The following is a 24,119-nucleotide window of genomic DNA, read 5'->3' on the forward strand; positions in this document are numbered from 1 at the left end:
AAACGTATATGGCACAAAATGAGCTAATAGATGGCCCATCCATGGCAAGAGCAGTAACACGTATTGCTCATGAAATTATTGAACGCAATAAAGGGATTGATGAATGTATCTTAGTTGGCATTAAAACGCGAGGTGCTTTTCTTGCAAAACGACTTGCAGAAAGAATTGAAAAAATTGAAGGTAAACCGATTCGAACAGGGGAGCTAGATATCACCTTATATCGAGATGATTTATCGACAAAGCATGCTAACGAACAGGCACATGTTGAACAAGTTGATATTGATTATCTTGTTGTTAATCAAAAGATTATTCTTGTGGATGATGTTTTATATACTGGACGGACTGTACGCGCGGCATTAGATGCAATCATGGATTTAGGGCGACCTGCTCAAATTCAACTAGCCGTCCTTGTTGACAGAGGTCATAGAGAGCTACCAATTAGAGCCGATTATGTTGGTAAAAACGTACCAACATCTGGATCAGAGCGCATTATCGTAAATTTACAAGAAGTAGACGGAGAAGATTGCGTCATTCTTTATAAAGAAGATTAACTACAAAGTGAGGAAACATCATGTCAAATGCAGTATTAGATATTAAGGATAAACCAACAACACTTCAACTAGTGACATTAAGTTTCCAACATATGTTTGCTATGTTTGGTTCAACAATTCTAGTGCCTCAGTTGGTTGGACTTAGCCCAGCAATTGCCCTTTTAACAAGTGGAATTGCCACATTATTCTTCTTATTAATAACGAAATTCCAGGTGCCGGCATATTTAGGATCATCGTTTGCTTTCATTGCACCGATTATTATTGCCACAAAAGCGGGTGGTGTTGGTAGCGCAATGATAGGCGCAATGGCAGTCGGAATTACGTATGGTATTGTGTCTCTTATCATTTGGAAGAGCGGCTATAAATGGATCATGAAAATATTACCACCAATTGTGGTAGGGCCAGTAATCATGGTTATTGGTCTAGGGTTATCAGGGACAGCGGTTAATATGGCGATGAATGTAGATGGAGAATACAGCTTCTTACATTTCTCGGCTGCATTAGTAACATTATTTACTGCGATCATTTTCACGATTTTCTTTAAAGGAATTTTAAGTACAATGCCCATTTTAATTGGCTTAATTGTAGGCTATATTTATTCGATGATTGTCGGCATTGTTGATTACACACCAATTGCTAAAGCAAACTTCTTTGCAAGTCCAGACTTTTTAATACCAGGTGTTCATTATGACTTCGAAATTACAACAAAGCTTCTTCTAACAATGGTGCCAATCGTGATTGTAACCATTTCAGAGCATATTGGTCACCAATTAGTTCTAGGTAAAGTTGTTAATCGAGATTACATTAAAGAACCAGGCTTGCATCGTTCACTGTTAGGTGATGGACTGGGTACATTCATAAGTGCATTAATTGGTGGCCCACCGAAAACAACTTATGGTGAAAATATCGGTGTTCTTGCTATCACTCGTGTTTACAGCGTGTATGTCATTGCAGGTGCAGCAGTTGTCGCCATTTTACTGTCATTTTTCGGGCAAGCAATGGCAGTAATTGCAACGATTCCAACATCAGTACTTGGAGGCGTTTCGATCCTGCTCTTCGGTATTATTGCTGCAAGTGGGTTACGTATGCTAGTTGATAATCATATTGACTTTGGCAATAGTCGAAATTTAGTGATTGCCTCTGTTATTCTAGTCATTGGTATTGGTGGAGCGAAGTTTGTGATTTCAGAATCATTAAGTATAGAGGGTATGGCATTAGCAGCTATAATCGGTGTTTTATTAAACGCAATCCTACCTGGTAAGAAGGAAGCTGAAAAACCAATACCATACAATCAAGAAACAAATTCATAGTAGTACCTTTTAATGAATTGTCCAGAGAGGCAAAAAAAGGGAAGTTGTGGACATGCTAAAGCAGGAATAGATGCCTGCTGTGGTTTGTCACGCCTCCTTATGCCTCGTTGATGACATCAGCGGGGCTTTTTTTCAAATGAACGTCAAGTCATACATAGACGTTCATGACACACAACCTAATGGAGGTTACATGATGAAGAACTTATTATCGATGGAACATTTAACAACTGAAGAAATTAACTACATCCTAGATCGTGTGCAAGCTTTTGAAAATGGTGAAGCATCATCGTTATCTCGCACATACAACATTGCTAACTTATTTTTTGAACCAAGTACCCGGACAAAAACAAGCTTTGAAATGGCTGAGCGCAAAGTTGGCTGTACAGTTATCCCTTTTGATGCTGGTTTTTCGAGTGTTGCAAAAGGGGAAACAATGTACGATACAGTAAAAACGTTAGAGATGATTGGATTGGATGCTGTGGTCATTCGTGCAACCGAAGATGAATACTATAATGAGCTTCTAGAAGGTATTAATGTTGCCATTATTAACGCAGGAGATGGAGCGGGTCAACACCCCTCCCAATCATTACTGGATCTTTACACAATAAAAAAAGAGTTTGGTTCATTTGAAGGGTTGAATGTGACAATCGCTGGAGATATATCCCATAGTCGTGTAGCAAAATCAAATGCTACAGCGTTACAGCGCTTAGGGGCTAACGTTCATTTTCTTTGTCCAGAAGAGTGGGCAGGTGATTTCAAGGCCCATCATTCATGGGATGATTTAATCGAAATAAGTGATGTCATTATGTTACTTCGTGTACAGCATGAACGTCATAAAGTAAATAAAAGCTTCTCGAAGGAAAGCTATCACCAAGAGTATGGTTTAACAATTGAACGTGAGAAGCAAATGAAGGATACAGCAATTATCATGCATCCAGCACCCGTAAACCGTGATGTAGAAATTGCTTCTGAGCTAGTTGAATGTGAACGCTCTCGAATTTTCGAGCAAGTCCGAAATGGTGTCTATACAAGAATGGCAATCGTAGAAACGATTTTAAAGGGGAGAGAATAACATGTCAAAGATACTTCAAAATGTACAAATGTTAAATGAACAAGGTGAACTGCATAGGGTTAATATTGCCATGGCTGAAGGGAAAATTACAGCAATCGGACAAGACATAACTGTAAAAGATGCTGAAATTATTGAAGGAAATGGTTTTCTTGTTGCACCAGGCTTTGTCGATGTCCACACACATTTACGCGAGCCAGGCTTTGAGCATAAGGAAACAATTGCAACAGGTTCAGCATCAGCAGCAAAGGGTGGCTTTACAACAATTTGTGCAATGCCGAATACAAAACCGGTACCAGATTCTGTTGAAAACATGCAACTAATTAATGGACTGATTAAGGAAAGTGCTGTTATTCGAGTACTTCCATATGGCTCGCTCACAAAGGATATCTCTGGAGAGGTTCGTACAAATATTGAGCAATTAAAAGCACAAGGAGCAGTTGCATTCTCTGATGATGGTGTAGGTATTCAACTTGCTTCAACAATGTATGAGCAGATGAAGGATGCTGCTCAGCACGATATGGTTGTGGTGGCACACTGTGAGGATAACTCATTAATTTATGATGGTGTTATGCATGAGGGGAAACGAAATAAAGAGCTTGGTCTTCCCGGGATTCCGTCCATATGCGAATCTGTACAAATTGCCCGAGATGTTTTATTAGCAGAAGCAGCTGGCGCCCGCTATCACGTCTGCCACGTATCAACGAAGGAATCTGTCCGTGCAGTACGAGATGCTAAAGCAGCAGGTATTCGTGTAACTGCTGAAGTATGCCCGCACCATTTATTACTTGAAGAAATGGATATTCCATCAGATGATGCAAACTGGAAAATGAACCCTCCATTACGTGGAATAGATGATAAAGACTCACTTCACACAGCGCTGCTGGACGGTACAATCGATTGCATCGCTACAGATCATGCTCCACATACAGTAGAAGAAAAATGCTGTGGCATGGTAGGCGCACCATTTGGCATTGTTGGCTTTGAAACAGCCTTCCCACTCCTTTACACACAGTTTGTAGAAACAGGGAAATGGACGTTAAAACAGTTGATTGACTGGATGTCTGTAAAGGCAGCAAAAATTTTCGATTTACCATATGGCACATTAGAAATTGGAGCTTCAGCAGATATGATTTTACTAGATTTAAATAAAGAACAAACAATTGATGCGGAAGGCTTTGTATCAAAAGGACGCAATACACCATTCAATGGTTGGACTGCAAAGGGATGGCCAGTCCTTACAATTTTTGAAGGCAATATCGTATACCAGGAGGCAGAGTAATGAAAAAACGTTTACTTATTTTAGAAGATGGCACAGTATTTACAGGTACAGCGTTCGGTAGTGAGCGAGCTTCACAAGGTGAGGTAGTTTTTACAACAGGTATGACAGGTTATCAGGAAACTATTTCAGATCCTTCATTCTACGGACAAATCGTAACATTAACATACCCTTTAATTGGTAACTATGGAATCAACCGTGATGACTTTGAATCGATTACACCTGCTATTCGTGGATTTGTTGTTCGTGAATTAGCCAAAACTCCTTCAAACTTCCGCTGCGATCTAACAGTAGATGATTATCTGACAGCAAAAGACATTCCAGGAATTGAAGGAATCGATACTCGGAAATTAACACGCATCATTCGTAGTAAAGGATCGGTAAAGGCCATTTTAACAGCAGCGGATGAGGAAGTGAATGTGGCTGAAATCGTAGCAAAGTTACAAGCAACACCAGCGATTACACATCATGTTCGTGAAGTTTCACCAAAAGCTGCCTATCCGTCTCCAGGACGTGGTAAACGTGTTGTATTAATTGACTTTGGTATGAAGCACGGTATTCTTCGTGAATTAAATAAACGTGATTGTGATGTGTTAGTTGTACCTTATAACACACCAGCGGAGGAAATTTTAGCATGGCATCCAGATGGAATTATGTTATCAAACGGTCCAGGTAACCCAGAAGATGTGCAGGAGGGTATTGCAACAGTTCGCAATTTAATTGGTAAAGTGCCAATGTTCGGTATTTGCCTAGGTCATCAAATCTTCTCACTTGCTTGTGGTGCTCGAAGCTTTAAATTACCGTTTGGACATCGTGGAGGAAACCATCCGGTAAAAGATTTACGCACAGGCCGTACAGATTTAACATCTCAAAACCACGGATACGCAATCGATATTGAATCATTAAAAGAGACAGATTTAGAATTAACACATATCGCATTAAATGATGGTACTTGTGAAGGTGTACGTCACAAGAAGTATCCAATCTTCACAGTCCAATATCATCCAGAAGCATCACCAGGTCCAGAAGATTCAAACCACTTATTTGATGAGTTTATTGAAATGATGGAAGTAGAAGCAGGGAAGGGGAAACAACATGCCTAAACGTACAGATATTGAAACAATTTTAGTAATCGGATCAGGTCCAATCGTGATCGGACAAGCAGCAGAATTTGACTATGCAGGAACACAAGCTTGTCTATCTTTAAAAGAAGAAGGCTATCGCGTTATTTTAATTAACTCAAACCCTGCAACAATCATGACGGATACAGAAATTGCAGACAAGGTTTATATTGAGCCAATTACTCTTGAGTTTGTATCTCGTATTTTGCGTAAAGAGCGTCCAGATGCCATCCTACCAACTCTTGGGGGGCAAACAGGCTTAAATATGGCGATTGAATTAGATAAATCAGGAATTTTAGATGAGCTTAATATTGAGATTCTTGGGACAAAATTAGAAGCAATTCATAAAGCAGAAGACCGTGATTTATTCCGTAATTTAATGTATGAGCTAGGTGCTCCAGTGCCTGAATCAGATATTATCCATAACTTAGATGAAGCGAAAAACTTTGTTGCAAAGATTGGTTATCCAGTTATCGTTCGACCTGCATTTACACTAGGTGGTACAGGCGGTGGTATTTGCTACAATGATCAAGATTTAGAGGAAATCGTGACATCTGGGCTTAAATATTCTCCAGTTACACAATGTTTACTAGAAAAATCAATCGCTGGCTATAAAGAGATTGAATATGAAGTAATGCGTGATGCGGCTGACAATGCCATTGTAGTATGTAACATGGAAAACGTTGACCCAGTAGGTATTCATACAGGGGATTCTATTGTAGTAGCACCAACACAAACACTGTCAGATCGAGAAAATCAAATGCTACGTAATATTTCCCTAGATATTATCCGTGCACTGAAAATTGAAGGTGGCTGTAACGTTCAATTAGCTCTTGATCCATATAGCTTTAATTACTATGTAATCGAGGTTAACCCTCGTGTATCACGTTCATCAGCGTTAGCATCTAAAGCAACAGGCTACCCAATTGCCAAGCTAGCAGCAAAAATTGCAGTCGGCTTAACATTAGATGAAATTAAAAACCCTGTAACAGGTTCAACGTATGCTTGCTTCGAGCCAGCATTAGATTATATTGTGGCAAAAATCCCACGCTGGCCATTCGATAAATTCGAATCAGCAAAACGTAATCTTGGTACACAAATGAAAGCAACTGGCGAGGTTATGGCACTAGGGCGAACATTTGAGGAAGCGATGCTTAAAGCAGTTCGTTCACTTGAAACAGGTCAAGTACACTTAGAGTTAAAGCATGCTGAGGAAAACTCCGATTCTTGGATTGAAAAACGTATCCGCAAAGCTGGAGACGAGCGTCTATTCTTCATCGGTGAGGCATTACGTCGCGGTGTAACAATTGAGCAAATTCATGAGTGGTCTGCAATTGATTTATTCTTCTTAAATAAATTCAAAAACATTGTGGATATGGAACAAACACTTGTTGACCATAAAAACGATAAAGATGTGTTACGTACAGCAAAACGTCTAGGCTTTGCAGATAAGAAAATTGCAGAGCTTTGGGAAACTACACCTGAGGAAGTATATGCATATCGTAAAGAATATGGTATTATCCCGGTCTATAAAATGGTTGATACATGTGCAGCAGAGTTTGAATCTGAAACTCCTTACTTCTATGGCACATATGAGGAAGAAAACGAATCAATTAAATCAGATAAGCCATCTGTTGTTGTCCTTGGGTCAGGTCCAATTCGTATTGGTCAAGGGGTAGAATTTGACTACGCGACAGTACACTCAGTTTGGGCAATTCAAGAAGCTGGCTATGAGGCAATTATTATTAACTCAAATCCAGAAACTGTATCCACGGACTTCTCGATTTCAGATAAATTATACTTTGAGCCATTAACAATCGAAGATGTAATGCATATTATTGACTTAGAACAGCCAATTGGTGTGGTTGTACAATTTGGCGGACAGACAGCCATTAATCTTGCGGATAAATTAGCGGCAAATGGTGTGAAAATTTTAGGTACAACACTTGAAGATATTGATCGTGCAGAAAATAGAGATAAATTCGAGCAAGCCTTACATGAATTAGATATTCCACAGCCACAAGGTGAAACAGCTATCTCAACAGAGGAAGCACTTGCTATCGGTGGACGTCTTGGCTTCCCGGTGTTAGTTCGCCCTTCGTATGTACTAGGTGGACGTGCGATGGAAATCGTCTACAACGAAGAAGAGCTACAACACTATATGGAAAATGCGGTTGAAGCATCTCCAGACCATCCAGTATTAGTGGACCGTTATTTAACTGGTCAAGAAATTGAAGTAGATGCCATTTGTGACGGGGAAAATGTGTTGATCCCAGGTATTATGGAGCATATCGAGCGTGCAGGTGTTCACTCTGGTGACTCTATCTCTGTATATCCACCACAAAAATTAACACAGGCACAAAAGGATACATTAGTGGACTATACAACACGCCTTGCAAAAGGTCTTGGCATCATAGGTTTAATGAACATTCAATATGTTATTTCACAAGGTGAAGTATTTGTAATCGAGGTGAACCCACGTTCTTCTCGTACAGTACCGTTCTTAAGTAAAATTACAAACATTCCGATGGCAAATATTGCAACGAAAGCGATTCTTGGTAAATCAATCGTAGAACAAGGCTACCCAACAGGCTTAGCACCAGAGCAAAAAGGTGTCTTCGTTAAAGTGCCAGTATTCTCATTTGCTAAATTACGCCGTGTTGACATTACATTAGGACCTGAAATGAAATCAACAGGTGAAGTAATGGGGAAAGATGCAACATTAGAAAAAGCCCTTTATAAAGGCTTGGTTGCAGCAGGAATGGAAATTCGCACAGAAGGTACAGTATTATTTACTGTGTCTGATAAAGATAAAGAGGAAGCGATTGCCCTTGCAAAACGTTTCTCAACAGTAGGCTATCGTATTGTGGCTACAGAAGGTACTGCTAAAGCATTTGAAGCAGCAGGAGTCCGCACAGATATCGTTGGAAAAATCGGTGCAAAGGGCCAAACATTAATCGATTTAATTCAAAATGGTGAAGCTCAACTTGTAGTGAATACACTTACAAAGGGCAAGCAACCAGCTCGTGATGGTTTCCGAATCCGTCGTGAATCTGTCGAAAATGGTGTCCCATGTTTAACATCATTAGATACAGCAGAAGCAATGCTACGTGTTATTGAATCAATGACATTTACAGCAGAACAAATGCCAAAAGCGGAGGTAGTACACTAATATGATACGTCAAGAGAAAATGACGGTCGTCTCTCAAAAACAAATAGCGACAAACATTTTCGAATTGACACTTCATGGTGAACTGGTTCAGGATATGACTCCTGGCCAGTTTGTCCATGTAAAGGTGTCAGATTCATTGGAGCCGCTTTTACGTCGACCAATTAGTATTGCAAACATAGACAAAGACAACAACGAATTTACAATGATTTATCGAGCAGAAGGTCGCGGAACAAAGGTTTTAGCGACGAATCGTGAAGGTCAGCTTGTAAATGTATTAGGACCGATCGGAAATGGATTCCCCGTAGACGCAGTAAAAGAGGGAGGGACAGCTCTTTTAGTTGGAGGAGGAATTGGCGTACCACCATTACATGAGCTTGCGAAGCAATTAAATGCGCGAGGTGTGAAAACAATTCATGTGTTAGGCTTTCAAACAGAGGATGTATGCTTTTATGAGGAAGAATTCAGCGCACTTGGTGAAACACATTATGTAACGGTGGACGGCTCTAAGGGCACAAAGGGCTTTGTCACGAATGTATTAGCGTCACGAGCACCTGAGTTTGATGTCTTTTATTCCTGTGGTCCATTACCAATGTTAAAAGCACTTGAAGGCTTTTACCCCGAAAAAGAGGGCTATCTATCATTTGAAGAGCGTATGGGCTGCGGTATCGGCGCTTGCTTTGCATGTGTATGTAAAACAACAGACCAAGTAGCAAAAGACTATGTTAAGGTATGCTCTGATGGTCCAGTTTTCCCGAAAGGAACGGTGGCATTATGAGTCGGCTATCAATACAATTACCAGGTTTAGAGTTAAAAAATCCAATAATGCCAGCATCAGGCTGCTTCGGATTTGGTCGTGAATATGCTCAACTTTACGATTTATCAAAGCTTGGCGCTATAATGATTAAAGCAACAACTGTAGAAACACGACCAGGCAACCCTACACCACGTGTAGCAGAAACTGCAGCAGGAATGCTAAATGCTATAGGCCTACAAAACCCTGGCATTGACAAAGTCATGAATGAGGAATTAAAGTTTCTAGAGGACTATGATGTGCCAATTATTGCAAATGTAGCTGGTACAGAGACAGCGGATTATGTAGAAGTTGCGCAACGTATCTCCTCCGCGACCAATGTAAAAGCATTAGAACTTAACATTTCTTGTCCAAACGTAAAATGTGGGGGTATTCAATTTGGTACTGATCCTGCAACAGCACGTGAACTGGTGGAAGCTGTTAAAGCTGTGTCTGAAGTGCCTGTTTACGTAAAATTATCTCCAAATGTAACAAGTATTGTAGACATTGCCCAAGCTGTTGAAGCGGGTGGAGCAGACGGTATTACTATGATTAATACGTTAATTGGAATGCGTCTGGATGAACGTACTGGAAAGCCGGTAATTGCCAATGGTACAGGTGGTTTATCCGGTCCTGCTGTAAAACCAGTAGCAATTCGGATGGTCTATGAGGTCTATAAGGCTGTCAATATTCCGATTATTGGAATGGGTGGTGTAACAGAGGCACAGGACGTTATTGACTTTATGTCGGCTGGTGCATCTGCAGTTGCAGTTGGGACAGCAAACTTTGTCGATCATTTCGTATGCCCGACTATTATTGATGAATTACCAACAAAGCTTGACAAATTAGGGGTAGAGCATATTTCAGAGATTATCGGAAGGAGCCATCGTTGATGAATACCCAACCTATATTAGCACTAGATTTTCCCGGAGAAAAAGAAGTATTCGATTTTCTAAAACAGTTCAACGAAACTCTTTTCGTGAAAATTGGTATGGAATTATATATGCAGGAAGGGCCAGATATTGTTCGGAAAGTAAAGGATTTAGGCCATGATATCTTCCTTGATTTAAAATTACATGATATCCCGAATACAGTTGGCTCAGCCATGAAGGGCCTAGCAAAATTAGGGGTTGATTTAGTCAATGTCCATGCAGCAGGCGGACGTCCAATGATGGAGGCTGCGCTGGAAGGACTTGAAGCAGGAACACCTGCAGGTAAAGGTCGTCCTGCATTAATTGCAGTTACACAATTAACATCAACAACTGAGGAACAAATGCAAGCGGAACAAAGAATTGCTCTATCTTTACAGGAGTCTGTCTTGCACTATGCAAGTCTCACAAAACAGGCTGGTTTACAAGGTGTCGTTTGCTCAGTACACGAGGCTAAAATGATAGCAGAGGTATGTGGGAATGATTTTCTTCGTGTGACACCTGGTATTCGTTTAGCAGGTGGCGATGCACACGATCAAAAGCGCATTGCCACACCAGATGGAGCAAAACGTGATGGCTCATCACTAATTGTCGTTGGACGAGCTGTAACAGGTGCACAAGATCCAGTAGCAGCATATAAAATTGTAAGTGAATTATGGGAGGCATAACTATGACATTACAAAATGAAATCGCACACGCAATGTTAAAAGTAGGAGCAGTGGAACTAAATCCTACAGAGCTATTTACATGGGCATCAGGCATTCAATCGCCAATTTACTGCGATACACGTCTAACAATCTCAGATCCTGTTATTCGTAAACAATTAGCAAACGGCTTGGCATCACTTATTAAAGAAAACTTTGGCGCAACAGAAATCGTTGCAGGTACAGCAACAGCAGGTATTCCTCATGCGGCTTGGGTAAGTGATATTCTAGATTTACCAATGGTTTATGTACGTTCGAAAGCAAAAGAGCACGGGCGTGGTAATCAAATCGAAGGAAAATACGCAGCGGGTCAAAAAGTAGTTGTAGTAGAAGATATTGTTTCTACGGGTGGTTCATCTATTACAGCGGTTGAAGCTTTACGAGCAGCAGGCTGTGAAGTGTTGGGCGTGGTTTGCGTCTACACGTACAATCTTCCACGTGCTGAACAAGCATTTGATCAAGCTGGTATTCAATATGTATCATTAACAAACTTTGATTATTTAATAGAAGCAGCTAACGAATCAGGTGCTATTCAGGAAGTAGATATCCCATTTCTTAAGGAATGGCATGGAAAATTAAAGGCTGGAGCACTTTAATCTTCAAAGAAACTTTTAAAAGCGACTGTCGATATTTTTATCGACCGTCGTTTTTTTTTGCTAAATCAGCAGAAGGGATATAAAAATAAGCCAAATAAAATAACAAGAAGTATGTAACAACCCACTGTTTACTTGCTTAAAGTAAATTATTTTTCTGCTGTAATATAAATCGCTTCGTTTTATTAATGTGTTATCAGAAAAAATTATTTACAAAAATTGAAAACTGAAAAATTGAAAATGTACTAATTCGTCAAAAAAATAACTAAAGTAATCTGGAATACTAAATAAAAGTAAATTATGTAAGAGTAGGTAATAATATATTACATAGCATTTTATTATATTTTAATAATAAAAAAATAATACTTTATGCAGGTGAAGTGAAAAATGAGCAAATATTCATTTGATAGAAATAAAAATATTTTAATGAAAATTGGAATAGTTGTATGGTTTATTTTGTATATAAGATAATAAGAATTAAAAAAAATTGCTTGATTAAATGGTTTATTTCTAGATAAAATAGCATTACGTCCAATTATCAGAATATTACATCAGTAGAATTTTTGACTTGGTATTAATTTTTTTGGTAATTAATCTAGCAAAATATATCAGAATTTTCGAATTTTGAAATTGGTGATTTTTTGTCGAAAAATGATACTAAAATAGATTTTTTTGTCTGCTAGCTGAATATTTATTTTGGATTGTTAGCAAGACTTTTATTAACAGTACAAAGGTGGGATAGTAGATGAGTTTAATGTTAGAGGTGAAAAATCTTAAAACAGGTTTTGATATAGATGGTGAGATATATCATGCTGTAGATGATGTTTCATTTTCAGTTAAATCCGGTCAGATTCTTGGAATAGTAGGAGAATCGGGATGTGGTAAAAGTGTGATGTCTCTTTCAATTATGCAGCTTCTTCCAAAGGGAATTGGAAAAATCACTAGTGGTCAAATACGATTTCATGGAAAAAATATTGAACATCAAACAAACGATGAGATGAATAAAATTCGTGGAAAAGATATTAGTATGATCTTTCAAGAACCGATGACATCCTTAAATCCAGTATTTACAATTGGTTCACAAATCGAAGAAATTATGTTGAACCATAGCAAAATGTCAAAAGCTGAAGTTAGAAGCAAAGCGATTGACTTGTTAAAGCAGGTTGGTATTCCAAGAGCAGAAAAAATCGTGGATGAATATCCTCATCAATTGTCAGGTGGGATGAGACAAAGAGTAATGATTGCCATCGCCATTGCATGTCAGCCTAGACTTTTAATCGCTGATGAACCAACGACTGCTCTGGATGTAACCGTACAAGCCCAAATACTTGAATTACTGAAAAGTATTCAAGAGAAAAATAAGATGTCTATTGTGCTCATTACACACGACCTTGGAGTAGTTGCAGAAATGTGTGATGAGGTAATAATTATGTACGCAGGGAAAATTGTTGAAAGGACAAATGTCGATACTCTATTTTACAATCCCAAACATCCTTATACAAAATTATTAATGGCATCCATTCCAAGAATAGATGTTGAAGTAAATGAGTTATCCACTATTAAAGGAATTGTCCCTTCTTTAAAAAATATGCCTCAAGTTGGCTGCCGATTTGTAGATAGATGTCCATCGGCAATGTCTGAATGTAGTAAGATTACACCACAACTTGCCTTTATAGGTGACCAGCATGAAGTATCTTGTTTACTTTATGAGGGGTGTAGTACTAGAAAGGGTGTGAGCTGACAGTATGAATCAAACAATAAAACAAGAAAATTTATTAGAAATCATTGATTTAAAAACATATTACCCCATCAAAGGTGGCTTATTAAGACATACTGTAGGCTATGTTAAAGCCGTTGATACGATTTCTTTTTCCATTAAAAATGGTGAGACATTGGGATTAGTTGGTGAATCGGGCTGCGGAAAATCCACAACCGGTCGTACTATTTTAAGGTTATTGGATGCAACAGATGGGAAAATTATTTTTAATGGTAAAAATATAACAAATTTGCGAGGGAAATCATTAAGGGAAATACGGAAAGATATCCAAATGGTATTCCAAGATCCATATGCCTCATTAAACCCCATGCAAATGGTGGGTAGTATTATAGCTGAACCTATAATGAACTACCATAATAGATCGCTTAAATCGTTAAAAAATGAAGTGATAGAACTCTTACGTAAAGTAGGATTACCAGAAGATGCTTATTACAAGTATGCTCATGAATTTTCAGGCGGTCAACGTCAACGAATAGGTATTGCTAGAGCACTAGCGCTCCGGCCAAAACTAATTATAGCAGATGAGCCTGTTTCAGCATTAGATGTGTCTGTGCAATCCCAAGTCCTGAATCTATTAAAAGAGCTACAAAATGAGTTTGATTTAACGTTTTTATTTATTGCACATGATTTAAGTGTTGTTAAGCATATGAGTGACCGTATTGGTGTGATGTATTTAGGAAATATCGTGGAAATTGCAGACAAAGAACACATTTATGATGAACCATTACATCCTTACACACAGGCGTTAATCTCTGCTATTCCAGTTCCTGATCCAAGGAAGAAGAGCAATCGGATTGTGTTGGAGGGGGATATTCCAAGTCCGGCTAATCCTCCAAAAGGGTGCCCGTTCCATCCACGTTGCCCAAAGGCAATGACAACGTGTTCATTATCAAAACCAGCCTTAAAGGAGGTGAAGTCTGGGCATAGTGTTGCATGCCATTTATATTAAAAAATCACTATAGGAATTAAATAATGACAAAATAAAATTCACGGGGGGAAAAAAATGAAAAAATCAGCATTATGGTCATTCCTGCTACTACTCGTTATGGCTTTATTTTTAGCAGCATGTAATAGTGACACATCGACACAAGAAAAAGAGGGGGGCAAAGAGAAAGACAATTCTCCAACAACCTCTGAAGCAAAAAAAGGAGGAGTCGTTACATTTGGTACGGATCAGGCTCCTGAGGGAGTATTTGATCCTGCATATGCAGGAAGTGTTGTAGATGGTTATATTCAAAATTTTACAATGGAAGGTATTTATGATGTAAATGATGAGTTAGAATATATCCCTAACCTAGCAACTTGGGAAATTAGTGAGGATAAATTAACGTATACGTTTAGCTTTAAGAAAGGTGTAAAGTGGCATAATGGTGAGGAGTTAACCGTTGATGACTGGGTATATGCATTAGAAACATTAGCAACACCAGAATATGAAGGGCCTCGTTTTAATTATGCTGAAGATATTAAAGGGGCAAAGGCTAAAAAAGAAGGAAAAGCCGATAAAATCGAAGGCATTGAAATCGTTGATCCATACACAGTAAAAATTACTTTTGAAAAAGTAAAGATTAATAACTTAGAAAATCTTTGGAATTATCCAATGCCAAAGAAACATTATAAGGGTATTGCTATTAAAGATTTAGAGGAATCAAAGCAGGTTCGTGAAAATCCCGTAGGCTTAGGGCCATTTAAAGTGAAAAAAGTAGTAGATGGCGAGTATTCTGAATTAGAGCGTTTTGATGATTACTGGAAGGGCAAACCACAGCTAGATGGTGTGATTGTTAAAGTCATAGATCCATCTTTAGCAACAGGTGCGTTCCAAAACGGAGAAGTTGACATTATGAATATAAGACCACAATCTGTTAAAGAATTATCAGCATTAAATAATGTACGCATTGAAGAAACTACGGGGGTTACTTATTCTTATATAGGTCTTCGTTTTGGTCATCGTGATAAAGCTACACTTACAAATGTAGCAGATTTTGATAAGTTTAAATCAAAAGAATTACGTCAGGCACTATTATATGCGATTAATCGTCCAGCAATGATCGATGCTTTCTTAGAAGGAAAAGCTGAAGTGGCGAACACTGTAATTCCACGGGCATTCTGGGTTGCTGCAGAGGAATCTGAACTGAATGATTATAAATACAATCAAGAAAAGGCGAAAGAACTGCTGAAGGCTGCAGGATATGAAGATAAAGATGGTGATGGATTTGTGGAAGATCCAAATGGAAAACCATTTAAAATTTCATTTGGTCATTATGCTGGTCCTGCTGCATTTGAGGGGCGAGCTCAAGCCATTATTCAATCGTGGAATGATATCGGCGTAAAAACAGAAATGGCTACAGGTACTTTAATAGAATTTAATTTATATAATGATATGAAAGATAATGATGATGCTGCATTAGAAGCATTCTTTGGTTCTTGGAGTACTGGCTCTGACCCAGATCCATCTGGTTTATGGGGGAATCATGCAGAATGGAATTATGGTCGTTGGGTAGACGAACAAAATCAAAAGTTATTAGATAAAGGCTTAAGTGAAGAGGCATTCGATAAAGATAAACGTATGAAAACATATGTTAAATGGCAAAAGTATTTCAATGAAGAGGTACCAGCACTTCCATTATGGGAAAACTTAGATTTATATGGTATTAATAACCGATTACAAGGTGTTCATATCAATGCAGTTGGTTTCCAGACGGATGTTTATAAGTGGAATATAAAGGAATAAAAATAGAGGATCAATCCTGCTAAATAGGTCTCCCTCTGTAGGGGGACCTATTTAGTAAATTTATAGATAAGGAGACGCTCACATGCTTCAATATACACTTCGCAGATTACTGGGCATGATCCCATTGTTACTCCTTATTTCGTTGGTGGTGTTCTTTTTAGCAAAAATGATGCCAGGTGATCCGTTTGGTGGAGAAATTGATCCATCTAATACGAATCCACAATACATCGAAGAAATGAGAGAAAAATTAGGCTATAATGATCCAATTATCACTCAATACGGTAGATGGATCACTAATTTTATACAAGGGGATTTTGGAAAATCAACGGTTTATAAAAAGCCAGCTGCAGAGATTATTGCCCAGCGTATACCTAATACCATATTTTTGGCAGTAATATCATTATTCTTCACTTACATTTTTGCTTTTATTATGGGGATGTATGCTGGACGAAAACCTTATACACTTGGGGATAATTTGATTGCGACCTATAATTACTTAGCTTTAGCGATACCGTCGTTTGTTGCAGGGATAGTTGCTATTTACTTTTTCTCCTTTAAGCTCGGCTGGTTCCCTTTCAGTGGCTCTGTAGGAGTAGGCGTAATGGAAGGAACCTTCACTTACTATATCAGTAGACTACATCATGTTTTATTACCTGCATTAATATTAGGATTGATGGGAACGGCATCCTATACACAATTTTTACGCAATGACATTATTGAAAATAGTCGAAAAGATTTTGTAAGGACTGCAAGAGCAAAAGGGACAAAGGAATCGAAAATATATAATAAACATATTTTACGAAATTCGATCATTCCAATTATCACGTATCTTGGTTTTGATATTGCGACCTTAATTAGTGGGGCAGTCATAACAGAAACGATCTTTACTTATCCAGGCATAGGTGCACTATTCTTAGAATCCGTTGGAAGAAGAGATTATGCAGTCATGATGTCGATTACTATGTTACTTTCGTTTTTAACACTGTTTGGGAATTTAGTAGCGGATTTATTATATGGTGTGGTTGATCCGCGTATTAGACTAGATTAAGGAGGGGGAAATCATGACATTGGTAACTAATCAAGAAGTATTATCTCCAAAAACACCAAAAAAAAGCCCCTCACCATGGGTGATAGCAAGACGAAAGTTTGTTAAAAATAAATTAGCCATGATTAGTCTGCTCTTTTTGTTGCTAGTTATTATTCTATCGCTATTGGCACCCTATATTACGACAAAAGATATTGTGCGTGTAGATCTTACAAATATTAGTCTACCACCATCGAGTGAGCATTGGCTGGGAACAGATACAAATGGACGTGATGTTTTCACAAGAATGCTTTACGCTGGAAGATCCTCTTTAACAGTTGGATTGGGCTGTATGATTATTATTGTGCTAATCGGTACAACTGTAGGGGCGATTTCAGGATATTTTGGAGGAAAGATTGAGCAGCTATTAATGCGATTTACAGATTTCGTATTAATGTTTCCATTTTTAGTATTTTGTATTGTGTTAAATACACTTCTAACTGGGAAAATATCTGGATTATGGACATTAATCATTGTTATCTCGATTTTAACTTGGGGAAGCGTTGCAAGGATCGTACGCAGTAGAATTCTCGCTGAAAAAGAAAATGAATATATACTAGCTGCTCAATCAATTGGCTGTAAGTCCACTAAAATTATTGTAAAGCATTTACTACCCAATGTTGCTTCCACGATTATTGTACAGGCAACATTATTGATGGCGGTGACTATTGTAGCGGAATCCAGTTTAAGCTTTTTAGGAATGGGTGTACCTGCTGACACACCTAGCTGGGGAAATATGTTATTTGAGGCTAGAAACTCAGATGTGTTAAAGAACAAGCTATGGATGTGGGTGCCACCTGCTACAGCTATTACGCTAGTCATCTTATCCATAAACTTTATCGGTGAAGGCTTAAAAGATGCTTTAAATCCTAAATCAAGAAGGTAGTAGCTTGCTAGTGACATTATGAATAAAAAATAGGACACCTTTAAAAGTATCAAGATTACTTTTAAAGGTGTCAAAAATTTCAATATACAAAATCCATCCAATAGAGTTTTCTACTGGATGGATGTATAAGTCATTATCGATTAGCAACCCAAGTTTTCACTAAATCAGCTGTACCATAGACATAGTGTTGATCACCGACCTCATGGTATGTTGCACTATCGTCCACCTCCGTATGCTTGTACGGAATACGTTGACGACGCTTTTCTGACATTGGGTCAGGAAGTGGGATAGCTGATAATAAAGATTTTGTATACGGATGAACAGGATTATTATAAATATCGTCCGCTTTACCGATTTCCATAATTTTACCACGGTACATAACAGCGATACGGTCACTGATGTATTTAACCATGGATAAGTCATGGGCAATAAATAGATATGTTAATCCACGCTCTTTTTGAAGCTGCTTTAGCAGGTTAACCACTTGCGCTTGAATGGATACGTCAAGTGCTGAGATAGGCTCATCCGCAATGATGAATTTTGGATCTAAGCTTAGAGCACGAGCAATCCCAATACGTTGACGCTGTCCACCTGAGAATTCATGTGCATATCGGTTGGCGTGCTCTTTGTTTAAGCCAACTGCCTCAAGTAGTTGGTTTACTTTTTCACGGCGTTCTTTTTTATCCTTATAAAGACCGTGAATATCAAAGCCTTCACTAATGATTTCTCCAGCTGTCATACGAGGGTTTAATGAAGCGTATGGATCTTGGAAAATCATTTGCATTTGACGATTGAATTTCTTTAAGTCATTTTTAGATTTTTTCCCATGAACGTTCTCACCATCGAAAATAATTTCCCCATCTGTAATGTCGTACAGGCGAATAATGGAACGACCAGTTGTTGATTTACCACAACCTGATTCTCCAACAAGACCAAGTGTTTCACCTTCGTATACATCGAAGCTAATACCATCGACAGCTTTAATAGGGTTACTTGCTGAGCCGAAATGCTGCTTTAAATTTTTGATTTCAAGAATTTTTTTTGTACCGACTTTAGTCATGTTGTTGTGCCTCCTTTGCTAAATACCCTTCAATTCGTTTAGCAACAGCTTCTGGAAGTGGTATTTTTGGTGCGTCTGGATGCAGCAGCCAAGTTTTTGCAAAGTGTGTTTCGCTTACCTGGAACATTGGAGGTTCTTGCTCATAGTCAATAGCCATTGCAAATTCATTACGAGCAGCAAACGCATCTCCCTTTGGAGGGTTCGTAAGATCTGGCGGTGAACCAGGAATCGTACGTAATAGCTCGTCTGTGCTGTTATCTAAGTCTGGCATTGATCCGAGAAGTCCCCATGTATAAGGATGCTTAGGATTATAGAAAATATCATTGACAGTACCATATTCCACGATTTGACCAGCGTACATTACAGCAACACGGTCAGCGATGTTGGCAACAACACCTAAATCATGCGTAATGAAAATGATAGATGTTTTCGAATTTTTTTGTATTTCTTTCATAAGCTCTAAAATTTGCGCTTGAATTGTAACGTCTAGGGCTGTTGTTGGCTCATCGGCAATTAATAGCTTTGGATCAGCTGCAAGAGCGATAGCAATAACAACACGCTGACGCATACCACCTGAAAACTCATGTGGATATTGGTTATAGCGTTTCTCAGGGAAGGGAATACCTACCTGTGTTAAAAGCTCAATTGCACGTTTTTTTGCATCTGCTTTAGATACTTTTTTATGTTGTAAAATTACTTCAGTTATTTGACGTCCGACCTTCATGGTTGGATTTAAACTTGTCATAGGGTCTTGGAAAATCATTGCAATTTCATTTCCGCGTACTTTTGACATTTCTTTATCACTTAAAGGAACTAAATCACGGCCATTAAATAAAATCTGTCCTGACTCATAAATACCAGGTGGCTGTGGAATTAATTTCATTAACGCGTTACTCGTAACACTTTTACCAGAACCTGATTCACCAACTATAGCGAGTGTTTCACCTTCCTTTAAATCAAAGTTAACACCACGTACAGCATGGACAAGTCCTGCATAGGTTTTAAAGTTTATTCGTAAATCTTTTACTTCTAGAATTGTTTTATTCATTTCGGCCACCTCCTTATTTACGTAGTTTTGGATCTAATGCATCACGTAAGCCGTCACCAACTGCGTTAAACGCAAAGATTGTTAGTGAAATAAATACTGCAGGGAATATTAAACGCCAAGGAGCATTGGTAATCGCTCCGTTACCATCAGAAGCCATTGTTCCCCAAGAGGCTTGTGGAGCAGGAACCCCAAGTCCTAGATAACTAAGGAAAGACTCTGTAAAAATTGCATGTGGTACCGTTAATGTCATTGTTACTAAAATTGCACCAAGTGCATTTGGCACTAAATGTTTTAAAATTAAATGTCCTGTTTGTGCACCTAGAGTTCGAGCGGCTAAAACATACTCTTGATTTTTAATAGATAATACCTCACCGCGAACAATACGGGCCATATTAATCCATCCTGTAATCGATAATGCGATAATCATTGGTATAATACCTGGTTTTAATACTACTAAAAGTACGATAACAACTAGTAGGTAAGGTACAGCTGTTAAAACATCGGCAATACGCATCATAATATTGTCAACACGACCGCCTGCTAAACCAGAAATACTTCCCCATAATACGCCGATGATCAAGTCAATAACTGCAGCAGTTATTCCGATGAGTAAAGAGATACGAGCGCCAGCCCATATTCGAACGAAAATATCTCGACCTAAATCATCTGTACCAAACCAATATTCTGAAGATGGTGGGGCGTTATAAACACCTAATTGATCACTATAGTGGTATTGTGAAAACATTGGCACAAATGTAGCCATCAAAACAATAATGATTAAAGCAATTAAACCAAAAATCGCCATTTTATTATGGGAAAAACGAATAAATACTTCCTTCCAAAAGGAGATAGATTTATCTGCTAATTTATCAGTTGCTTCATGATTTCCGCCAACAATTTTAAACTTATCTTTCTCAATTTGTTGCTGTGTCATTACTTTTTCGCTCCTTTCAGCTTAATTCGCGGATCAATCACGCTATATAAAATATCTACGATGAATACCGCAAATAAAAGAATGATTGCGTAGAACACCGTTGTTCCCATAACAACTGTATAGTCACGGTTTGTAATACTCTGTACAAAGTGTTTACCTAAACCTGGGACCGCAAAAATTTGCTCTACAATGAAGCTACCTGTAACAACCCCAGCAGTTAATGGACCTAAATAAGTAATGACTGGTAAAAGGGCGTTACGTAAAGTATGGCGGAAGACAACTGTCCATTTGCCTATCCCTTTTGCACGAGCCATTTTTACGTAATCACTATTATTTTGTTCAAGCATACTTGAACGTGTTAGTTTTGCGATAAAGCCCATATGCGAAAATGCAATAGCTAAGGCTGGTAACAAACTATAACTAAAGCCTTTCCATCCACTAATCGGGAATAACTCAAGCTTGTATGCCAGGAAATACTGCATAAGCCCAGCTAATATAAAGGATGGAACGGAAATTCCGAGCACCGCAAAGGTCGTTGCCAAATAATCTGGCCATCTATTATGATAAAGCGCTGCCACTACACCGATTAATACACCAAATCCAATAGCTAGCAGCATAGCCTCAATCCCTAAAGTTAAAGATACTGGGAAGCCTTCTGCAATCATATCATTCGTTGAACGCGCTTTATATTTCATAGATTCACCGAAATTAAAAGTGGCCGCATCGATTAAATAATCTTTGTACTGAATATACCAAGGGTTATTTAATCCATACGTTTCGTTTAACTTTTCCTCTATTTGAGGAGGGAAATTACGTTCAGATGCAAATGGATTACCAGGAGCAAGACGCAATAGGAAAAACGTAGCCGTTACGATGACGAAAAGCGCGAGAAGTATATACATCAGCCTTTTCAAAATATATTTAATCACATAAAACTCCTCCTTCTACTTGTCAATTATCTGACAAATAAGTGCTTTCGTATTTTAAAAAGAGCTGACTCGCGCCGCAAGGGCTACGAGGCAGCTCTCAGCTTAGAGCTTAAAAAGAAATGGTTAACAAAATTATTTCATCTTTACATCTTTAAGGTGGATATCACCTGTTGGATTTGGATTTAAGTTTTCAATACCATCTTTAACTACTGATAAATTCGTGTAGTAGTAAATAGGTGCGACTGGGAATTCTGTCATACCAATTGCTTCTGCTTGTTTTAAATACTCAAGACGTTTAGCTTCATCTACTTCAGCAACTGCTTTATCTAGTAATTCTTTATATTGAGCATTTTCCCATCCTGTTTGGTTGTTACCGTTTTTAGCCGTATCGAACATTTCAAGGAATGTATATGCATCTAGATAGTCAGCTACCCAGCCCATACGACCAATTTGATAGTCACCCGTTTTTAATTTGTCAATATAAACTTGCCATTCTGAGTTATCTAACTCAGATGAAATACCAAGTTTTTTACTCCATTCTTCTTGAATGTATTGAGCAATTGCTGCATGTCCTTCAGAAGTATTATAAGAAATGTTAACTTTAATATCTTTAGGGTCTTTAATACCAAGCTCTTTCATTCCAGCTTCAAGTGCAGCTTTTGCTCCATCAACATCATTATCTTTGAAGTAACCACGGTCTTCTGTAAAGTTAGGAATTGCTGGAGGAACCATACCTGTAGCTGGTTTTTGTTCACCTTTAGTTACGTTGTCAATTAATGTTTGACGATCGATTGCTAGTGTAAGCGCTTTACGAATATTTGCATTAGACATAATTTTGTCTTTTGTATTGAATTTATACCAATAAATACTTGCTTCGTCCTTGATTTTTAAAGAACCATCTTTTTTGAATTCATCAATAACATTAAGATCTACTGTTTGGAATGGTTTACCAATGTAGTCAAGAGAGCCAGATNNCTTTTTCAATCATAGCAATATTGACAGTATCAACATCAACATTTGCTGCATCCCAATAATCTTCATTTTTTGTAAGAACGATAGAATCACTATGTTTCCATTCGCTTAATTTATAAGGACCATTTGTTACGTAATTTTCACCAGCGTCTGCGTACCATTCTTCATTAGCCTCAGTCGCTTTTGGGTTAATTGGTAAATAAGTTTTAAAGCCTGTTAATTCTAGGAAATATGGAGTTGGGTTTTCTAAAGTTACGACTAAAGTTTTGTCATCTTCAGCTTTAATACCAACGCCATCAGCAGAACCACCATTGTGGTAATCTTTAGCACCTTTAATTGGGTAGAAAATAGAAGCATACGCAGAAAGATTTTCTGGATTTAACGCCCATTTCCAAGCATATTCAAAGTCACCTGCTACAACTGGATCACCGTTTGACCATTTTGCATCACGTAATTTGAACGTATAAGTCTTTTTATCAGGGCTGATATCCCAATCCTCAGCTATACCTGGAGTAGGCTTACCATCAGCGTCTGAAACAGTTAGACCCTCAAAAACGTTTATTAAGATTGCACTAGATGTAGTATCTTCTGCAAGTCCTGGGTGTAAAGACGGTGGTTCTGAAGGTATTGCTAGGTTAAGCTCTTTAGTTTTTGAACCAGAATCTTTTTTACCGTCTGAAGATGAAGAATTATCAGACTTATCTCCACCGAAGCCACATGCAGCAAGAACTAATGAAAATACTGCAAGGACTGTTAGTAATAAAAACTTTTTGTTTTTAATCATGTAAATCCCCCTTATACAATTTTAAGCCTTCTTTGAAGCTCCTATTTAATATACCAAAAAAATCATTGTGCACAAAATAAAAAAGATTCAAATTTATATAGTATTATCTGACATCTAATAGAATAATAAATTTTTTCGATTTATCACATTACTAAACTAAAGTGTTTAATTGATAATAATTTGATATTTTTATCTTTTGAATATCAAAAATAAAACAAAAATAAAAAAATGACATACTATACCGAAAATTCCTATTCTTTTGATAATATTATTAATATTTGAAAAATGATTCGAAAGTCATAGGGTTGATTCATTAAGAGAATTGTATGGTTATGTAGAAAATCTTTGCAAAACTAAGTGATTTAGTTTCGTATTCAGGTAATTTTTTGTAATTTCCTA

At 38.0% G+C, this 24,119-nt stretch carries 19 protein-coding genes and 1 pseudogene; 15 read left to right on the forward strand and 5 right to left on the reverse strand.

Annotated elements, in window-relative coordinates:
* Positions 1–8: 8 nt before the first annotated feature.
* The 15 genes from pyrR to opp4C all read left to right on the forward strand — a co-directional run bounded on the left by pyrR (position 9) and on the right by opp4C (position 17,993).
* A complete protein-coding gene (pyrR, locus tag B2R82_RS17560) occupies positions 9–551 on the forward strand; it encodes a bifunctional pyr operon transcriptional regulator/uracil phosphoribosyltransferase PyrR (protein WP_283871091.1) in 543 nt (180 codons plus the stop codon).
* Positions 552–571: 20 nt separating this feature from the next.
* Positions 572–1,861: a uracil-xanthine permease family protein gene (locus B2R82_RS17565; RefSeq protein WP_286926156.1), complete on the forward strand. Its 1,290-nt coding sequence runs from the start codon at positions 572–574 to the stop codon at positions 1,859–1,861.
* 193 nt (positions 1,862–2,054) lie between these two features.
* A complete protein-coding gene (locus B2R82_RS17570; RefSeq protein ID WP_286926157.1) occupies positions 2,055–2,933 on the forward strand; it encodes an aspartate carbamoyltransferase catalytic subunit in 879 nt (292 codons plus the stop codon).
* Between the two features lies 1 nt (position 2,934).
* Positions 2,935–4,212, forward strand: a complete 1,278-nt coding sequence (locus tag B2R82_RS17575; RefSeq protein WP_286926158.1) for a dihydroorotase — start codon at positions 2,935–2,937, stop codon at positions 4,210–4,212.
* Positions 4,212–5,312: a carbamoyl phosphate synthase small subunit gene (locus B2R82_RS17580; protein WP_286926159.1), complete on the forward strand. Its 1,101-nt coding sequence runs from the start codon at positions 4,212–4,214 to the stop codon at positions 5,310–5,312. The genes B2R82_RS17575 and B2R82_RS17580 overlap by 1 nt, the downstream gene beginning before the upstream one ends.
* Positions 5,305–8,502 carry a carbamoyl-phosphate synthase large subunit gene (gene carB / locus B2R82_RS17585; protein WP_286926160.1) on the forward strand — a complete coding sequence of 1,066 codons (3,198 nt, stop codon included), beginning with the start codon at positions 5,305–5,307 and terminating at the stop codon, positions 8,500–8,502. The genes B2R82_RS17580 and carB overlap by 8 nt, the downstream gene beginning before the upstream one ends.
* A 1-nt stretch (position 8,503) precedes the next feature.
* A complete protein-coding gene (locus B2R82_RS17590; RefSeq protein WP_286926161.1) occupies positions 8,504–9,277 on the forward strand; it encodes a dihydroorotate dehydrogenase electron transfer subunit in 774 nt (257 codons plus the stop codon).
* Positions 9,274–10,185 (forward strand): dihydroorotate dehydrogenase, encoded by a 912-nt coding sequence (locus B2R82_RS17595; RefSeq protein ID WP_286926162.1) that lies wholly within the window; start codon positions 9,274–9,276, stop codon positions 10,183–10,185. The genes B2R82_RS17590 and B2R82_RS17595 overlap by 4 nt, the downstream gene beginning before the upstream one ends.
* A complete protein-coding gene (gene pyrF, locus B2R82_RS17600; protein ID WP_286926163.1) occupies positions 10,185–10,889 on the forward strand; it encodes an orotidine-5'-phosphate decarboxylase in 705 nt (234 codons plus the stop codon). Before B2R82_RS17595 ends, pyrF begins: the two co-directional genes overlap by 1 nt.
* Before the next feature lie 2 nt (positions 10,890–10,891).
* Complete coding sequence (gene pyrE, locus B2R82_RS17605; RefSeq protein ID WP_286926164.1) at positions 10,892–11,521, forward strand: orotate phosphoribosyltransferase; 630 nt, start codon at positions 10,892–10,894, stop codon at positions 11,519–11,521.
* A 742-nt stretch (positions 11,522–12,263) separates the two neighbouring features.
* On the forward strand, positions 12,264–13,259 hold the full coding sequence (locus B2R82_RS17610) for an ABC transporter ATP-binding protein (RefSeq protein ID WP_286926165.1): 996 nt from the start codon (positions 12,264–12,266) through the stop codon (positions 13,257–13,259).
* Positions 13,260–13,263: 4 nt separating this feature from the next.
* Positions 13,264–14,244: an ABC transporter ATP-binding protein gene (locus B2R82_RS17615; RefSeq protein ID WP_286926166.1), complete on the forward strand. Its 981-nt coding sequence runs from the start codon at positions 13,264–13,266 to the stop codon at positions 14,242–14,244.
* A gap of 54 nt (positions 14,245–14,298) precedes the next feature.
* Positions 14,299–16,023: an oligopeptide ABC transporter substrate-binding protein gene (gene opp4A, locus B2R82_RS17620; protein ID WP_286926167.1), complete on the forward strand. Its 1,725-nt coding sequence runs from the start codon at positions 14,299–14,301 to the stop codon at positions 16,021–16,023.
* Positions 16,024–16,105: 82 nt separating this feature from the next.
* Entirely contained in the window at positions 16,106–17,071 is a 966-nt protein-coding gene (gene opp4B / locus B2R82_RS17625; protein WP_286926168.1) for an oligopeptide ABC transporter permease, read from the forward strand.
* Positions 17,072–17,084: 13 nt separating this feature from the next.
* Positions 17,085–17,993: an oligopeptide ABC transporter permease gene (gene opp4C / locus B2R82_RS17630; RefSeq protein ID WP_054770601.1), complete on the forward strand. Its 909-nt coding sequence runs from the start codon at positions 17,085–17,087 to the stop codon at positions 17,991–17,993.
* Between the two features lie 133 nt (positions 17,994–18,126).
* Here the strand turns inward: opp4C and B2R82_RS17635 are convergent, their stop codons facing one another.
* From B2R82_RS17635 to B2R82_RS17655, 5 genes and pseudogenes are all read right to left on the reverse strand, one after another.
* Positions 18,127–19,053 (reverse strand): ABC transporter ATP-binding protein, encoded by a 927-nt coding sequence (locus tag B2R82_RS17635; protein ID WP_286926169.1) that lies wholly within the window; start codon positions 19,051–19,053, stop codon positions 18,127–18,129.
* Entirely contained in the window at positions 19,046–20,101 is a 1,056-nt protein-coding gene (locus B2R82_RS17640) for an ABC transporter ATP-binding protein (RefSeq protein WP_286926170.1), read from the reverse strand. The genes B2R82_RS17635 and B2R82_RS17640 overlap by 8 nt, the downstream gene beginning before the upstream one ends.
* 13 nt (positions 20,102–20,114) lie before the next feature.
* Positions 20,115–21,035 (reverse strand): ABC transporter permease, encoded by a 921-nt coding sequence (locus B2R82_RS17645; protein WP_283871108.1) that lies wholly within the window; start codon positions 21,033–21,035, stop codon positions 20,115–20,117.
* The gene (locus B2R82_RS17650) at positions 21,035–21,964 is read right to left on the reverse strand and encodes an ABC transporter permease (RefSeq protein WP_054770603.1); all 930 of its coding nucleotides are present in this window, start codon (positions 21,962–21,964) and stop codon (positions 21,035–21,037) included. Before B2R82_RS17650 ends, B2R82_RS17645 begins: the two co-directional genes overlap by 1 nt.
* A 132-nt stretch (positions 21,965–22,096) precedes the next feature.
* Positions 22,097–23,720: pseudogene (locus B2R82_RS17655) on the reverse strand (peptide ABC transporter substrate-binding protein).
* Positions 23,721–24,119: the final 399 nt, after the last annotated feature.

The sequence above is a fragment of the Lysinibacillus sp. UBA6686 genome, from assembly GCF_002455205.1.
Classification (GTDB): domain Bacteria; phylum Bacillota; class Bacilli; order Bacillales_A; family Planococcaceae; genus Lysinibacillus; species Lysinibacillus pakistanensis.

What these genes read in the sequence shown, in the direction of transcription:
- pyrR (WP_283871091.1), top strand. Translation starts at nt 9, where the DNA reads ATGGCACAAAATGAGCTAATAGATGGCCCATCCATGGCAAGAGCAGTA.
- B2R82_RS17565 (WP_286926156.1), top strand. Translation starts at nt 572, where the DNA reads ATGTCAAATGCAGTATTAGATATTAAGGATAAACCAACAACACTTCAA.
- B2R82_RS17570 (WP_286926157.1), top strand. Translation starts at nt 2,055, where the DNA reads ATGAAGAACTTATTATCGATGGAACATTTAACAACTGAAGAAATTAAC.
- B2R82_RS17575 (WP_286926158.1), top strand. Translation starts at nt 2,935, where the DNA reads ATGTCAAAGATACTTCAAAATGTACAAATGTTAAATGAACAAGGTGAA.
- B2R82_RS17580 (WP_286926159.1), top strand. Translation starts at nt 4,212, where the DNA reads ATGAAAAAACGTTTACTTATTTTAGAAGATGGCACAGTATTTACAGGT.
- carB (WP_286926160.1), top strand. Translation starts at nt 5,305, where the DNA reads ATGCCTAAACGTACAGATATTGAAACAATTTTAGTAATCGGATCAGGT.
- B2R82_RS17590 (WP_286926161.1), top strand. Translation starts at nt 8,504, where the DNA reads ATGATACGTCAAGAGAAAATGACGGTCGTCTCTCAAAAACAAATAGCG.
- B2R82_RS17595 (WP_286926162.1), top strand. Translation starts at nt 9,274, where the DNA reads ATGAGTCGGCTATCAATACAATTACCAGGTTTAGAGTTAAAAAATCCA.
- pyrF (WP_286926163.1), top strand. Translation starts at nt 10,185, where the DNA reads ATGAATACCCAACCTATATTAGCACTAGATTTTCCCGGAGAAAAAGAA.
- pyrE (WP_286926164.1), top strand. Translation starts at nt 10,892, where the DNA reads ATGACATTACAAAATGAAATCGCACACGCAATGTTAAAAGTAGGAGCA.
- B2R82_RS17610 (WP_286926165.1), top strand. Translation starts at nt 12,264, where the DNA reads ATGAGTTTAATGTTAGAGGTGAAAAATCTTAAAACAGGTTTTGATATA.
- B2R82_RS17615 (WP_286926166.1), top strand. Translation starts at nt 13,264, where the DNA reads ATGAATCAAACAATAAAACAAGAAAATTTATTAGAAATCATTGATTTA.
- opp4A (WP_286926167.1), top strand. Translation starts at nt 14,299, where the DNA reads ATGAAAAAATCAGCATTATGGTCATTCCTGCTACTACTCGTTATGGCT.
- opp4B (WP_286926168.1), top strand. Translation starts at nt 16,106, where the DNA reads ATGCTTCAATATACACTTCGCAGATTACTGGGCATGATCCCATTGTTA.
- opp4C (WP_054770601.1), top strand. Translation starts at nt 17,085, where the DNA reads ATGACATTGGTAACTAATCAAGAAGTATTATCTCCAAAAACACCAAAA.
- B2R82_RS17635 (WP_286926169.1), bottom strand. Translation starts at nt 19,053, where the DNA reads ATGACTAAAGTCGGTACAAAAAAAATTCTTGAAATCAAAAATTTAAAG.
- B2R82_RS17640 (WP_286926170.1), bottom strand. Translation starts at nt 20,101, where the DNA reads ATGAATAAAACAATTCTAGAAGTAAAAGATTTACGAATAAACTTTAAA.
- B2R82_RS17645 (WP_283871108.1), bottom strand. Translation starts at nt 21,035, where the DNA reads ATGACACAGCAACAAATTGAGAAAGATAAGTTTAAAATTGTTGGCGGA.